This is a genomic window from Microbulbifer sp. YPW16 (genome assembly GCF_021290385.1).
Taxonomy (GTDB): Bacteria; Pseudomonadota; Gammaproteobacteria; order Pseudomonadales; family Cellvibrionaceae; genus Microbulbifer; species Microbulbifer zhoushanensis.
Window position 1 is genome coordinate 2,010,601 of record NZ_CP089928.1, and the last position, 14,280, is coordinate 2,024,880.

Annotated in this window: 15 protein-coding genes; 12 read left to right on the top strand and 3 right to left on the bottom strand. The window is 58.1% G+C overall.

Annotated elements, in window-relative coordinates:
- Positions 1–179: 179 nt before the first annotated feature.
- The 4 genes from LVE68_RS08490 to LVE68_RS08505 all read left to right on the top strand — a co-directional run bounded on the left by LVE68_RS08490 (position 180) and on the right by LVE68_RS08505 (position 3,602).
- Positions 180–548 (top strand): PH domain-containing protein, encoded by a 369-nt coding sequence (locus LVE68_RS08490; RefSeq protein WP_233006598.1) that lies wholly within the window; start codon positions 180–182, stop codon positions 546–548.
- A 119-nt stretch (positions 549–667) separates the two neighbouring features.
- The gene (locus LVE68_RS08495) at positions 668–1,690 is read left to right on the top strand and encodes a serine hydrolase domain-containing protein (RefSeq protein WP_233006599.1); all 1,023 of its coding nucleotides are present in this window, start codon (positions 668–670) and stop codon (positions 1,688–1,690) included.
- Between the two features lie 98 nt (positions 1,691–1,788).
- Positions 1,789–2,442 (top strand): hypothetical protein, encoded by a 654-nt coding sequence (locus tag LVE68_RS08500; RefSeq protein ID WP_233006600.1) that lies wholly within the window; start codon positions 1,789–1,791, stop codon positions 2,440–2,442.
- Between the two features lie 431 nt (positions 2,443–2,873).
- On the top strand, positions 2,874–3,602 hold the full coding sequence (locus tag LVE68_RS08505) for a spermidine synthase (protein ID WP_233006601.1): 729 nt from the start codon (positions 2,874–2,876) through the stop codon (positions 3,600–3,602).
- A gap of 116 nt (positions 3,603–3,718) precedes the next feature.
- Here LVE68_RS08505 and LVE68_RS08510 read toward each other — a convergent pair whose 3' ends face one another.
- Positions 3,719–4,339, bottom strand: coding sequence for a glutathione S-transferase family protein (locus LVE68_RS08510; RefSeq protein WP_233006602.1), 621 nt, complete (start codon positions 4,337–4,339; stop codon positions 3,719–3,721).
- A gap of 119 nt (positions 4,340–4,458) precedes the next feature.
- Here LVE68_RS08510 and LVE68_RS08515 point away from each other — a divergent pair, with 119 nt between their 5' ends.
- The 4 genes from LVE68_RS08515 to LVE68_RS08530 all read left to right on the top strand — a co-directional run bounded on the left by LVE68_RS08515 (position 4,459) and on the right by LVE68_RS08530 (position 8,357).
- Positions 4,459–5,412, top strand: a complete 954-nt coding sequence (locus LVE68_RS08515) for a helix-turn-helix transcriptional regulator (protein ID WP_233006603.1) — start codon at positions 4,459–4,461, stop codon at positions 5,410–5,412.
- Between the two features lie 221 nt (positions 5,413–5,633).
- Positions 5,634–7,241, top strand: a complete 1,608-nt coding sequence (locus LVE68_RS08520) for an ABC-F family ATPase (RefSeq protein WP_233006604.1) — start codon at positions 5,634–5,636, stop codon at positions 7,239–7,241.
- 259 nt (positions 7,242–7,500) lie between these two features.
- Entirely contained in the window at positions 7,501–7,710 is a 210-nt protein-coding gene (locus tag LVE68_RS08525; protein ID WP_233006605.1) for a cold-shock protein, read from the top strand.
- A gap of 242 nt (positions 7,711–7,952) precedes the next feature.
- Positions 7,953–8,357 carry a putative quinol monooxygenase gene (locus LVE68_RS08530; RefSeq protein WP_233006606.1) on the top strand — a complete coding sequence of 135 codons (405 nt, stop codon included), beginning with the start codon at positions 7,953–7,955 and terminating at the stop codon, positions 8,355–8,357.
- A gap of 23 nt (positions 8,358–8,380) precedes the next feature.
- Here the strand turns inward: LVE68_RS08530 and LVE68_RS08535 are convergent, their stop codons facing one another.
- Positions 8,381–10,138, bottom strand: a complete 1,758-nt coding sequence (locus tag LVE68_RS08535; protein ID WP_370636821.1) for an ABC transporter transmembrane domain-containing protein — start codon at positions 10,136–10,138, stop codon at positions 8,381–8,383.
- Positions 10,139–10,437: 299 nt separating this feature from the next.
- On the opposite strand from LVE68_RS08535, the gene LVE68_RS08540 reads away from it, so the two are divergent.
- On the top strand, positions 10,438–10,899 hold the full coding sequence (locus LVE68_RS08540) for a GFA family protein (protein WP_233006608.1): 462 nt from the start codon (positions 10,438–10,440) through the stop codon (positions 10,897–10,899).
- Entirely contained in the window at positions 10,896–11,462 is a 567-nt protein-coding gene (locus LVE68_RS08545) for a DUF6942 family protein (protein ID WP_233006609.1), read from the top strand. The genes LVE68_RS08540 and LVE68_RS08545 overlap by 4 nt, the downstream gene beginning before the upstream one ends.
- Positions 11,463–11,690: 228 nt before the next feature.
- Here LVE68_RS08545 and LVE68_RS08550 read toward each other — a convergent pair whose 3' ends face one another.
- On the bottom strand, positions 11,691–12,056 hold the full coding sequence (locus LVE68_RS08550) for a hypothetical protein (RefSeq protein WP_233006610.1): 366 nt from the start codon (positions 12,054–12,056) through the stop codon (positions 11,691–11,693).
- 189 nt (positions 12,057–12,245) lie between these two features.
- Here LVE68_RS08550 and LVE68_RS08555 point away from each other — a divergent pair, with 189 nt between their 5' ends.
- Positions 12,246–13,451: an APC family permease gene (locus LVE68_RS08555; protein ID WP_233006611.1), complete on the top strand. Its 1,206-nt coding sequence runs from the start codon at positions 12,246–12,248 to the stop codon at positions 13,449–13,451.
- Between the two features lie 170 nt (positions 13,452–13,621).
- Positions 13,622–14,212 carry a YdeI/OmpD-associated family protein gene (locus tag LVE68_RS08560; RefSeq protein ID WP_233006612.1) on the top strand — a complete coding sequence of 197 codons (591 nt, stop codon included), beginning with the start codon at positions 13,622–13,624 and terminating at the stop codon, positions 14,210–14,212.
- Positions 14,213–14,280 lie beyond the last annotated feature (68 nt).

Sequence of the window (14,280 nt, forward strand, 5' to 3'; positions counted from 1 at the left end):
AACGGAGTCTCTATCAGGCGCACAGGCGCACAGGCGCACAGGCGCACAGGCGCACAGGCGCAGCCTAATTTTCAGGCTTTTATATCCGCGACCCAGGTCATTTCTATTTGCGCAATTCCATGTAATTATCCAGATTCTGGCCCCAGGCCAGTCAGCATATGTACAAGGGGGAAGGCATCATGATCGATTTCGAAAACAAGACCATCTTCAAGCTCAAGCAGAAGCATTCCTACGCTGAAAAAGTATCCGAGCTTTTGATGGATGGCGAGGAAGTGCTGGATGCTTTCAAGTCCATGCGCGACGGGGTGGTATTCACCAGCAAGCGCATTATCGCGGTCAATATCCAGGGCATCACTGGCAGCAAGAGGTCTTTCACTTCCCTGCCTTACAAGAATATCGTCGCCTTCTCTATCGAGACCTCGGGTACACTCGATATCGACAGCGAACTGGAACTCTATTTCTCCGAGGTTGGCAGGGTGAGGTTTGAGTTCAGCGGCAAGGCCCGCATCAAGGACATCGCGCACTATATAGGCCGCTACGCGCTCTGAACCTCTCTGCCAGCTATTCCCGGAAAGCCCACACAAGAAGAAGAGATAAAAGTAAGACCATGCGATTGACGGGAAAGATAGTGCTGCTGATCTCCCTGCTATGTTCACCAGCTTTGGCAATGGAAACAGCCAGTCACGGTGGGCCTGGCGCCGGCCTTGATCGCGAGCTTGATGCCATCGCCAGGGACTTTGAGATTCCGGCACTCTCCGTCGCCGTTATCGCGTCTGGAGAGCTGGTCTATACGGGCGGGGCCGGCTACGAGGACCAGGAGCAAGAGGTGCCAGTCACGGGGGATACCAGGTTCCGTATCGCTTCCATCTCCAAGCTGTTTGCAGCTCAGGCTATTATGCAGCTGGCTGAGGCTGGCAAGCTAGACCTGGATGACCCGATTGCGGATTACCTGCCCGGTTTCGAACAATCCCCCATCACCATCCGGCAACTGCTCACCCACAGCTCGGGCCTGAGCGACCTGGTTCGGCCAGTTGGCACTGAAGAACAGAGAACGGAACAAGCCTATTTCGCGCTGGTCAATACCGCGATGGAGATCACTGGTACCGAGCACGGCTTCGAATACAGCGATACCGGCTTTAACCTCCTGGGAGCCATTATCAGCAGGGCTAGCAGCAAGGCTTTCCCTGATTACATCCAGCAGCACATACTCACGCCCGTGAACATGCGGCACAGCGGCTACTATGACGGCCAACAGGGTACCGCTCCCGAGGTATCGCCAACATATCAAGGCAAGGTGCTGACCGAAGCCCAGCGGCGGCCTTTCGATACCAGCTTTTACCCCAGTGAAGGAGTGGTTTCCACTGCCGGAGATCTGGGGCGCTGGCTGGTGGCCACCCTGAACCAGGATAACAGGCTGCTCAGCAGAGCCAGCTATTCACAAATGCTGGAACCGCGCGTGAAGACCACATGGGGAGATATTCACATCGGCCTGGGATGGCAGGTCTACGAGGTGGATGGCCGCTTTATCGCTCGCCACCCTGGCAGTATACGTGGTTACAAGTCCCTGCTGCTCAGCTATCCCAGAGAGGGCAACGCCATCATCCTGCTGACCAACGCAGCGAAGGCGCCCCGTTTCGATATCGCCGATCGCCTTGCAGAAAAATTGAGGCAGGCGAAAGTCTGGCGCTGAGCCCTGAAAACGCTACAGCAACGCTATAAACCGTAAATTATATCCGGGTATAGCTCGCCAGGCTTTCACTATGAATGACGTTACCTCATGGCCACAAAATGAAATACTTCGTCTCTAGCTTACTTTTTGCACTACCCAGCATTGCACTGGCACTTGAAGGAATCTGGTTCAGCTACTACAACTTCAAGGCCGATGGCTCTTTTAAACCGTTAATCATTGTCGACCTCAGGACAGAAGAGATACGGCTAAGTGAGAAAATCAACAAAAGCATATTTCCTGGCGAAAAGCAGCATCCCGACAGGTCCGATCGAATCAGTGCTTTTTTAAGGCAAGTGGACTCGGCTGAAGACAACACTTTTATTTATTCCTATGGCACCGACGATAAGATGAAGTTCTATAGAGCTGTTCCTGTAATAGAAGCTAACGCCGAAAAATACCTGGAGGGTGTGTGGGCCTGGCAGCCCAAAAAATGTGATACGGAATATTTTTCTTATGATTTCGAGTCCCATCAAGCGAAATATAATTCTAATAAACTCGGTGACGAAGTATTGCGTTTTGAGGTAAAGGGCGATACTTACAGGGAGTGGACAGAAAACTCTCTAAACCTAATAAAAATGTACTACATTCCTGAAACAGACTGGCATGTCTCCATTTTGAAATTCGCCACTCATGATGGAGATGTGGTCTTTGATAAGAATCCGGATGATCTAGATATGTGGCACCATTTTTGGTACCACAGGTGTGAAGAGTAGGCACTAACCCAGTGTGCAACCCGACCAGAAAAGAAGGAGAAGGGGCTGATCATCTAACCAGTGCAGGCGGGAGTTAATCGTCTATCGGGTAATACTCGCGATGCCAGATGGGCTGTGCACTGTTTTATTTTTCCACTTTTTACCCATCAGGCTGAGTAGCAGAACGCAACTTTTAGCGATAAAGCGGAGCTTTATCGCAGCTCGCCTGAAGGTTACGCGACTCTAACTCTCCAATGGTCAGTTACCCCAACGCTATTACCCTGCTGAGCAGTGGCTAAGGCGCCCGGCTTCGACATCCTCAGGCGCTCAACGGATGTGCTGCGGGAGATGTAGGCCAGGCACTGATGGTGGCAGTTACCTGCCTCGGCTCAATATGGAATAATCTGGCTCAACCGCCGGCCGTAACCCAGCAAATATCCTAGGAACACCCCATGTCCCTCCTTTTTGAAGAAATCGACAGCCAGCCCTCCCCCCTGGGTGAAATCTCCCTGCGCAGGCGACGCATTCCCGCACTGGGGGACAGGGATATCTACGAGGTGAAGCTGGGCGACGAGTTCCTGATGTCGAGTATGTTTGTGGAGGCAGAAGAGGCCCTGTCTACACTAGGCCTGGCCGCCGTGCAGGGCGACAGGCTCGATGTGGTCGTCGGTGGGCTGGGCCTGGGCTATACCGCCGTGGCGGCACTGAAGGACGAGCGCATTGATGAGCTGCTGGTGGTGGAGGCGCTGGATACGGTCATCGGCTGGCATAAGAATGAACTGGTGCCCCTGGGCAAGATCCTCAACGCCGACGCACGCAATCGCTATGTGCACGGCAGCTTCTTCGACCTGGCCACAGCCCCGGAGGCGGGCTTTGATCCAGCAACCCCGGGGAAGAAGTTCGATGCCATCCTGCTGGATATCGACCACTCCCCCACCGAATACCTGAATGCCGCCAATGCCGGCTTCTATACCACCGAAAACCTAGCGCTGATGGCTGAGCAGCTGAAGTCCGGGGGCGTATTTGCCATGTGGTCGCAGAACCTGCCGGAGGAGAACTTTGAGGCATTGCTGCGAACGGTGTTCGAGACTGTGGATTCACATGTAGTCTCTTTCTATAACCCTTTCCTGAGTGGGGAATCGACCAATTCGGTGTATGTTTGCGTTAAGGCTCGCCGGTAGTCAACGCTTCCTCACATCGACAAATAGGCGGCGACATAGTCGCCGCCTATCTCCTTCATGCCCCCTTCCCTAATGAGCGCATGCCACAGTGACAGCTGTCGGGGTGGGTCTTTTCGTCAGGCTGTTGCCTCAAGTGCATCATCTTTTTCCGTGGCGCGGTGATAGGCATCGCGCGCTGTGGCCCGCTGCGCGTAGTCGATGAATTCGATCCGCTTTTCGATCGTACCGAATTCCATCCCCCAGACGATCATAGCTCCCACATAGACGTCGGCGGCGGTAAAGCGCTCGCCCGTTACATAGGTGTGGCCCTTGAGCCAGCTGGAAAGACTGTCGAGCGCGGCCGCGTAGCTGCCGTAGCCCACCGTCATCTGCTGCTGCGCATCCGGTTCCACACTGAATGTCTTGAAGTCGATAATCGCCGCCTCCAGCGGTCCGGCGGCAAAGAACAGCCAGCGGTAGTAACTGGCGCGCTCTTCGGGCAGCGGGGCCAGTCCCGCCTGCGGGAAGGCTTCCGCCAGATAGGCACAGATGGCGGCGCTCTCCGTCACCACCTGGTCGCGGTGCACGATGGCCGGCACTTTGCCCATCGGGTTGATCTTCAGGTAGGCGGGCGCTTTCATGCTACCGCCATATTCGAGAACCTCTGTGCGATAGGGCGCGCCCACTTCCTCAAGCATCCAGCGCGCAATACGACCGCGGGACTGGGGGTTGGTATAGAACATCACTTCATCTTGCATAGCAGCTCTCCGTTGCTCTTCATTTCTCTTCGGTTGTCAGGACCTGTGACAGGAACGAGAGCACTGTAGTTGTTAAATAGGCTATATTCCGCCCTAATAAATTTTTCGGGATGCAAGAGATGTCGAATCCGACGACACGGGTGCTGGCACTGCTGGAGTTGTTGCAGATCCATGGCAATGCCAGTGGTAGCGAACTGGCGCAAATGCTCGGCGTGGACGGCCGTACGCTGCGTCGCTACATCGCGACCCTTGAGGAGATTGGCATTCCCTTGATGGCCGAGCGCGGGCGCTACGGCGGTTACCGGCTGGTGTCTGGTTACAAGCTACCGCCGATGATGTTCACCAACGAGGAGACGCTGGCCATCTCTCTCGGTCTGCTGGCGGCAAGCAGCCTCAGTGTGGGCGAGGTCTCCACCGCCGTCGCCAGTGCCCGGGCCAAGTTGGAACGGGTCATGCCGCAGAAACTGAAACAGCAACTGCGCGCGCTCGGTGATAGCGTCACCCTGGACCTGGTGCCGACGGCGGCGCCGGCCAGTGTCACGCTGGCAACCCTGGCCGCCGCTACCCAGAACCGATGCCGCACGGTATTCGACTATACCGGCGGTAGCAGTAACGGGAGCGCGACGCGGCGCGAGTTCGACCCTTATGGCCTGGTGTTCCGCCGCGGTCGCTGGTATGCGGTGGGCCACTGCCACCTGCGCGCAGATCTCCGCACCTTTCGCCTCGACCGAATGCAGCAGTTGCGCCGGCTGGAAGTTCCTTTTCAACGGCCACAGGATTTTGACGCTGCGGCTTATCTCACCAGCAGTTTTGCCAGCATGGATTCGGGCATTGAAGTGGAGCTGTTGCTGCATACGGACCTGGCAAATGCCAGCGCCGTGCTCGGCGACGAGCTGGGCCTGCTGACCCCCAAAGGGGATTCCGTGTTATGGCGGGCGCACACCGGCTGCCTGAACTGGTTTGCGGCGCAGCTGGTGCGACTGCCATTTACCTTCGATATTCTCACGCCGTCAGACTTGCGGGTCGAGTTGCGCCGCCAGGCCGAGAGACTCCTGGCCATCGCGATGGCTTGATGGATAGCAATCTTGCAGAGTGCGGGGACCCGGATATATCCGGCCCAACTACTTAGAAAGCCCCTACCAGCCCCGGATTCCGACACTCCAGGCTGTACAACTAATAGCCAAATTCCTCGACACCCCGCCCGTCAGCCCTTATAGTGCGCGGCCCGCCCTACGCACCTGCGATGGCGGACCCCACTGATACCGCCCACCTTAAAGCCCCCGGGAATACGCTCTTGATCACCACCGCCAACATCACCATGCAGTTTGGTGCCCAGCCGCTGTTTGAAAACATCTCCGCCAAGTTCGGCAACGGCAATCGCTATGGCCTGATCGGGGCCAATGGTTGTGGCAAGTCCACCTTTATGAAGATCCTGAGCGGCGCGCTGGCGCCGACCTCTGGCAATGTGTCCATGGAACCCGGCTGCACCCTGGGCATCCTGAGCCAGGACCAGTTTGCGTTCGAGGAGTACTCGGTGGTCGACGCGGTCATCATGGGCGATGCCCGCCTGTGGGCGATCAAGCAGGAGCGCGACCGCATCTACTCGCTGCCGGAAATGAGTGAGGAAGAGGGCATGCGCGTGGCGGAGCTGGAGGTGCAGTTCGCGGAACTGGACGGCTACAGCGCCGAGAGCCGCGCCGGCGAGATCCTGCTGGAGGCGGGCATTCAGGAGTCGCTGCATTTCGGCCTGATGAAGCAGGTGGCACCCGGCTGGAAGGTGCGCGTGCTGCTGGCCCAGGCACTGTTCGCAGACCCGGATATCCTGCTGCTGGATGAGCCCACCAACAACCTGGATATCCATACGATCCACTGGCTGGCGGAAGTGCTGAACCAGCGCCGCTCCACCATGATCATCATTTCCCACGACCGCCATTTCCTCAATTCCGTCTGCACCCATATGGCGGATATCGATTACGGCGAGCTGCGCATCTTCCCGGGCAACTACGAGGACTTTGTCGCGGCTTCCACCTTGATCCAGGAACAGCTGCACGCGGAGAACGCAAAAAAGACCGCGGAACTGGAAGAGCTGCAGAGTTTTGTAAACCGCTTCTCCGCCAACGCGTCCAAGGCCAAGCAGGCCAGCTCGCGGGCCAAGAAGATGGAAAAGATCAAGCTGGACGAGGTGAAACCCTCCAGCCGGGTGAAACCCTACATCACCTTCCAGCAGTGCAGGAAACTGCACCGGCAGGCATTGACCCTGGAGGGCATCGGCCATGGCTTTGACGGCGAACAGCTGTTTGCCGGCGGTGAGATGCTGCTGGAAGCCGGTGCTCGCCTGGCGGTGATCGGCGAGAACGGCGTGGGCAAGACCACCCTGCTGCGCTGCCTGGTGGACGAACTGCAGGCGAACAACGGCGTGGTGAAGTGGTCCGAGAATGCCGCCATTGGTTACTGCCCACAGGACAGCAGCGCGGACTTTGACAACGACCTCACCATCTTCGAGTGGATGTCCCAGTGGCGCACACCCAAGCACGATGACCTGATAGTCCGCGGCATACTCGGCCGCCTGCTGTTTACCGCAGATGACGCCAACAAGAGGGTCCGGGTCTGTTCCGGTGGCGAAAAGAACCGCCTGCTGTTCGGCAAGCTGATGATGATGGACACCAATGTGCTGGTCATGGACGAGCCCACCAACCACCTGGATATGGAGTCCATCGAGGCACTGAACAAAGCGCTGTCCCAGTACGAGGGCACCCTGATCTTCGTCAGCCACGACCGCCAGTTTGTCTCTTCGCTGGCGACCCGGGTGCTGGAGATCAAGGACCAGCGGCTGTATGACTTCCAGGGCACCTACGACGAGTACCTGGTGGACCGGGCACGAGCGGAAGCCCGCGCGGCCTGACGGCTCGACTGACTTAACAGTACTGGCGCGGCTCCCCGGCACAGGCGGTGAGCTGCGCCAGGAAAAAAGCTGAACAATTTATAGACAGCGCCGCCATTTGCGGGTAATGTGACGGCTGCTAGAAAGAAAGTCCTCTATTGATACCGCTACTTCGCTGTTTTACTCGTAATACCTCGTCCTGCAGTTTTCAAGAGTCTTTACCTCCAAGCAACACCCGCCTCCCGTAGGCAATACTCTGTTTAAATTTCAGGAATTAGTTATGTCTAATACAGTTACCGGCACCGTCAAGTGGTTCAACGAATCCAAGGGCTTTGGCTTTATCGAGCAGCAGTCCGGCCCGGACGTTTTCGCCCACTTCAGCGCGATCTCCAGCTCCGGCTTCCGCACCCTGATCGAAGGCCAGAAAGTTGAGTTCACCGTGACTCAAGGCCAGAAAGGCCCCCAGGCTGAAAACATCGTAGTGATCTAACTCACTATCGATGTGAAAACGGGCCCTGCGGGGCCCGTTTTTGTTTGTGCTTCGTGTAGAAGCCCGCCTCGAAACACCGCCGCCTCCCCATTATCCCTCTACCCCACAACGGGCTTCTGACCTCCCAAATAGTCAGAACTGCACCTCCTCCGCTTGTTTATACAGCGGGGCCCGGATTTCGTCCCGGAGAGCAGCTCAAGGCCTGTATTGCGGGACAACCCGGATCAGAATATTGGTCTAGAATGGCCTGGGTGCCCGCCGGCAGCCGAAGGAAAATCGCCAAATGGTGCGACGAGCAGTGCCCGGACGACCTTGTTACGTATACTTCGGAAGAGGATAGCGGGATGGACGGCTATACGGTTTCGGTGGTTTTTGAGGCAAGTAGCGACAAAGTCGAAGAAATGGAACAAGTAGTGAAAGATGTCTACTTGCCCAGCATCCGCGAATCCGGCATGCGGGAATATCGCTGGTATCGCTCACGCCAGGACCCCAGAACTTTTCTGCTTTTCATGACCTGGGACTCGGAGGCTGCCTTCCAGGCCCATGTCAACACACCACATATACAGAAAGCAGAAGCCGATTTTGTCTCCAAAGGTATCCTGGTCAAACCGGCACCGGAGAGTTACTGGCAATACCTCAAGCCATAACAATGTCTTTTGGCGTCCGGAGCCTAGGCCCTGGAATCCTGGAACTGCAGTTCCGCCAGGCGCCTGTACAGCGGCGATGTGTCGATAAGCTCCAGGTGCTTACCCTGTGCCACCACCTGGCCCTGGTCTAATACCGCAATCCTGTCCGCATGCAGAATCGTCGCCAGCCGATGGGCAATGATGATGGTGGTGCGGCCCTGCATCAGCTCCTGCAGCGCCTGCTGCACGTGGTACTCGCTCTCGGCATCCAGCGCACTGGTGGCCTCGTCCAACAGCAGGATTTTCGGGTCTTTCAGTATCGCGCGGGCAATTGCCAGGCGCTGCTTCTGCCCGCCGGACAACCGGGCGCCCTGCTCGCCCAGGTGACTGTCATAGCCTGCCGGTAGCTGCCGGATAAACTCGTGGGCATGGGCGGCCTTCGCCGCTGCAATCACTTCCTCGTCGCTGGCATCGGGCCTGCCATAGCGGATGTTGTACCAGACATCCGCGGTGAACAGGGCCGGCTGCTGCGGCACCACGGCCATTTCACCACGCAGTACGCTCGTGTCTATTTCCCGGATATCCACGCCATCTAAAGTGATGCGCCCCGCCTGCGGGTCGTAGAAGCGCTGCAGCAGTTCCAGCAGGGTGGATTTGCCGGCACCGGACGGGCCCACCAGGGCCAGGCTCTTGCCCTCTTCCACCACCAGGTCCAGTGCCCGGATCGCGGGCTGTTCGAGCCGGGAGGGGTAGCTGAAGTCGACCCCTTCGAAGGCAACCCGGCCTTCCCGGGCATCCACAGTTGGCACTGGCCTGTCACCGCCCGTACTGACCGGGATTTCCGCTTCCACCTGTAACAGGTCCACCAGCCTTTCGGTGGCGCCGGTGGCGCGCTGCAGCTCGCTGTAGACTTCGGAGATAGTCGCCAGCGCCGAGCCCATCAGCATGGCGTAGAACACAAAGGCGGCCAGGTCCCCGGCGGTGATGCGCCCGGCAATCATGTCGTTGCCCCCCACCCACAGCAGCGCGCTCACCGCGCCGAACATCAACAGTATCACCACCGCGATCAGCAGGGCCCGCTGGCGTATGCGCCGCCTGGCCACCCGGAATGCGGTTTCCACTTCGCGGCCGAACGCCTGTTTCTCGTGTTCCTCGCGGGTGTAGCTCTGCACTGTTTTTATATGCTGGATAATCTCACCGGCGTAGCTGCCCACATCGGCAATCGAGTCCTGGCTGACCTTGGACAGCTTCCGCACCCGCCGGCCGTAGAGCACGATCGGCAGCAGCACCAGCGGCACGCCCACCAGCACCATCAGGCTCAGCTTGAGGTTGGTGAACAACAGCAGTACCAGCGCGCCGACAAACATCAGCGAGCTGCGCAGTGCCATGGAGAAGGAGGTACCGATGATATGTTGCAGCAGGGTGGTATCGGTAGTGAGCCGGGACATGATCTCGCCACTGCGGTTCATCTCGAAATAACTGGGATGCAGCGTCACGATATGGTCGAACACCGCCTTGCGCAGGTCCGCCACCACGCGCTCGCCCAGCCAGGACACCAGGTAATGGCGCGCGTAGGTACCCACAGCCATCAGCAGGGCCAGGCTCATCAGTACCAGCACCGCGGTTCGCAACGCGGTACCGGAGCTTTCCACCAGTCCCTCATCCACCAGCAGTCGGATTCCCTGGCCAATGGAGAGGGTAATGCCCGCAGTAAACACCAGCGCTACCCCCGCAGCCACCAGGACCTTTTTATACGGGCGCATAAACTGCCAGAGCTCGGCCATCATCTCGCGGAAGCTCATCGTGGATGAGCCCCGGACTACCGGTTTCTCGACTGGTGCACTGGTGCTGGGTTCTGCTGTGTTCGGCATAGGCTCCTGCTGGCTGGATCACGGACAAGTCCACAAGGCAAATCACACGGCCGGGACGAAGGGCTTGCCATCGGGGCTGGCGGTGGCGGTATTGACTTTAGTCGCCCGGTGGGGATCAATGAGTCGGCACAAAATGCCGGTTACCGCAGGCCGAGTCAATCGCCGAACTGGCGATGCCGCCCCGTTAACCGGGCACTGAACCATAAAACTTTCCCTGGAGGAGGTTGGTAATGACCCCACTGCGAGGTGGCTGCGCCTGCGGCCAGGTGCGGTACGAATCCACGGCAGGGCCCCTGGTGCAGTTTATCTGCCACTGCCGCGATTGCCAGCACGCCAGCGGCGGTGCCTTTTCGGCCTTTGTGTTCGTGCCGCGGGACAGGCTCACCTACCTTTCCGGGAAGATGCATCACTACGATGTAAAGGCGGAGAGTGGTCGCGAATTGCGCCGGCAGTTCTGCAGTGCGTGCGGTTCGCCGATATCGGCGCACTGGCCCGCATCGCCGGTGGTGGAAATGCTGACCGTGGCCAGCCTCGATGACCAGGGTATCTTTGCCCCCACCCATGAACTATGGGTTTCCCGCGCGGAGGCCTGGCACCCATTCCACCCGGACACCATCAAGCTGCCGGAGGGACCTGCTGAGGAAGTGGTACGCGATCCAATTCGGGCTTACTTTGCCGCGCGCCGGGAATGACTGCAGCACTGTCGAGCCAGCTGCAAGCCGATACCGGCCGTGAAACAGACCTGTCGACTCCCCTGGGTACCTATCGCTGCTGGGATAAGAAAATGACATCAATAGATACGCTGGGTTGCCCCGAGCCGCGACTCGCCCTTTACCTGCCCCATCGCCCGAATGGCCTGTCGCAACTCGCTGCAGCCCCCGACAGCCAGCGGTTAATCGACGCCAACTCCAACCACTGGCGCAAGATTGTCAACCTGCTGGCCAAGGTCGCGAGCCCGGACGCCGAGGGCTGGCGCCAGTTCAGGGATGAAGCGCTGTTTCGCCATACAGCACTCTGCTTTACGTCCATATTATCTGACAGCGCCTGCTGGCACTGGATCGGCGGCAAGGATAACCTGCAGCGCTTTGGCAGCCTGGGGCAATCGGCGGAGCCGCTGCCCGGATGTCCATCTGTGCGCATTGATGCGGAGAAGCGATTGTTACTGACGCCCTACCCGGATTACCGCCAGCTCAGTAACGAAGTAGTGAGCCACATCCGCACAGAGCTTGGGCGCTACCGGTTTTATCAATTCTGACCCCGCTTTCCCTTGTCCGGCCAGCGGACCGGCCCCAAACTCCTGCCCGCTCACCCCTTACTGCTCAACGCGCGCCGTTTACCAGTTTCTTTTCTTGCTTTGCTGCTCGGCAGGTAACCCATCATTCGACAGCCATATGGACAATGGCAAACTTACAGCTTGATCCCCGGATACAAGTTCGCGCCGTTTGTGATAATAAACCCCGGATATTGGCCCTATAAATTATAGTCAGTGCTCCAACACTGCCGTACTGCCGGCAATAAGGCAGGCCTCCTGCCCCGGCAAGTCCCGGTTTTCACACCGGGATCGATTGCCGGGCCAACCCGACAGGAATTCGTTTGCCGCAGAAACCTGCCGGGATATATCTGACACACCCCGGTAATAGAAGACAAACCTGTGCCTGCCTTTATTCAGTATCACATGGAATACGGTTGGCAAAGTCGTCACGTGATAGCGCTCTGCATCCAAGCGATCCAGGTGCCAGAGGACATACTGGTTCTCAATCGCAGTTGAAATCTGCGGCTTGAAGAGAATCGCCGCCAGGACCAAAACCAATGCAGATCCTGCTACAAAACATATCCGGTATTTACCCATCGGGCGCACCTCTCCTTGCAGTTATCGAACGGCTTCACACATAGCTTGGCTTGATTTCAACCAAATTCCCGCCGGACTGCTCCCGGGTAACACCGGCCTACATTTCATGCCCTATCCGCAGACACCGCGCTTACCGGCAAGTCGCGCTAAAATCCTAGACCACCCTGATGCAAACCGATATGTAGACAGATGCCCGGGACAGTTCCCCTAAAACGCTCTCTTTCCCTGCCCGTAGTGAGCTTCTATGGCATCGGCACCATTATCGGCGCCGGCATCTACGTGCTGGTAGGCAAAGTGGGCGGGGCGGCGGGCATGGCACTTCCGTATGCGTTTTTACTGGCGGGTATTATTGCCGGATTTACGGCACTGTCTTACGCGGAGCTGGCGTCACGATTCCCTGTAAGCGCGGGCTCCGCTGCCTATATCTGGCAGGCGTGGCAACGGCGATGGCCGGCCCAGGTTGTGGCCGCGCTGGTGGCACTCACCGGAATTGTATCGGCGGCCACAATTGCCAACGGCTTTGTCGGCTACCTGGCGATCTTTGTCCAGGTTCCGGATGCACTGGCCATCACCCTGCTGGTGACACTGCTGACGCTGATTGCCCTGTGGGGCATCAATGAGTCCGCACTCACCGTCATGCTGGTCACACTGATCGAGGTGGGTGGCCTGCTGTTTGTGATTTACGCCAGCCGCAATGCCACCCCGGCCAATACATGGAGTTCGATTACCGCGCTGCCCAAATGGGATGCCGTGCCCGGTCTACTGGTAGGCAGCTTCCTGGCCTTCTATGCATTTATCGGCTTCGAGGATATGGTCAATACTGCCGAGGAGGTCAAGAACCCACGGAGAACCCTGCCACGGGCGATACTGCTGGCCATCTGCACGTCGACGGTGCTGTATATGGTGATTGCCGCACTGGCGGTGCGCACCCTGCCGGTAGCAGAGCTGGCCCGGAGCGAAGCGCCCCTGGCCACCATGGTCACCAATGCCGGTTATTCACCGGCATTTATCGGCGTGATCAGCCTGTTCGCGGTGGTTAATGGGGCACTGGTGCAGATCATCATGGCATCCCGCCTGCTGTACGGGATGGCAAAGAAGCAGATGGCACCGGGGTTCCTGGCCAAGGTGAATCCCAGGACACGGACGCCGGTGATAGCCACCCTGCTGATCGGGGCGTTTATCCTCACCTTCGCCCTGTGGCTACCGCTCACCGCCCTGGCAAAGATCACCAGCTTTATCATGTTGCTGGTGTTTTGCCTGGTGAACAGTGCGCTACTCACCATCAAGGCCCACGGGGCCGGCCGCGAGGAAGGCGTAATCTGCTACCCCGCCTGGATACCCGCGGTAGGCCTGCTTTCCTGCCTGGGCCTGATGAGCTTCTCCGCATTCGGCTGAGCAGGCTCCAGTTACGCTTTCCTGCAGCCAATCGGTGCTGCTGCCCCTCCTCCCGGTGAGGCCCAGGTCACACACCTGTGAATAAGCAGGCGCAACGCTATTCCGCCTGCAAGTTGCCGCCATATACTGGCAACACTTTCCTGGAATCTCTCACTGCCGGGGCATCTCTTGTGACGAAAAAGAACCCACACGCCGATCGTTTCTTCACGTCTTCCAGATCATGGCAAGAGGAGTTTAATGCCCTCCGCGCCTTGCTACTGCAGAGTGAGCTCGACGAGCAGCTGAAGTGGGGCAAGCCCTGTTACACACTGGGAGACAGTAATGTAGTCATCATGCAGGGCTTCAAGGGATTCTGCGCCCTCCTGTTTACGAAGGGCGCCCTGCTTCAGGACCCGGACCGCATACTGGAAAAACCCGGTGAGAACACACAATCGGCACGCCGCATACCTTTCACCAGCGCGCAGCAGATTGATGGGATGAAAGGCAGTCTCGGTCGCTATATTGCGGATGCCATTGAGGTTGAAAAGTCCGGGAAAAAGGTAGCCTTCAGGAAGACAGAAGACTTTCCCGTGCCAGAGGAATTCCAGCACAAACTGGACGCCATGCCTGAATTAAAGGCCGCCTTTGCGGCCCTGACTCCCGGGCGTCAGCGCGGCTACCTGCTCCACTTTGGTGGCGCCAGGCAATCGGAGACACGGGCAAGCCGGGTGGAGAAATGCATCCAGGATATACTCGACGGGAAGGGCCTGAATGACCGGTAACAGGATCGCCCTCAGCGCGATGCAGGGGCAACAGAGGGGCCGTCCGGACAGGGCCCCGGGGGTTGGCA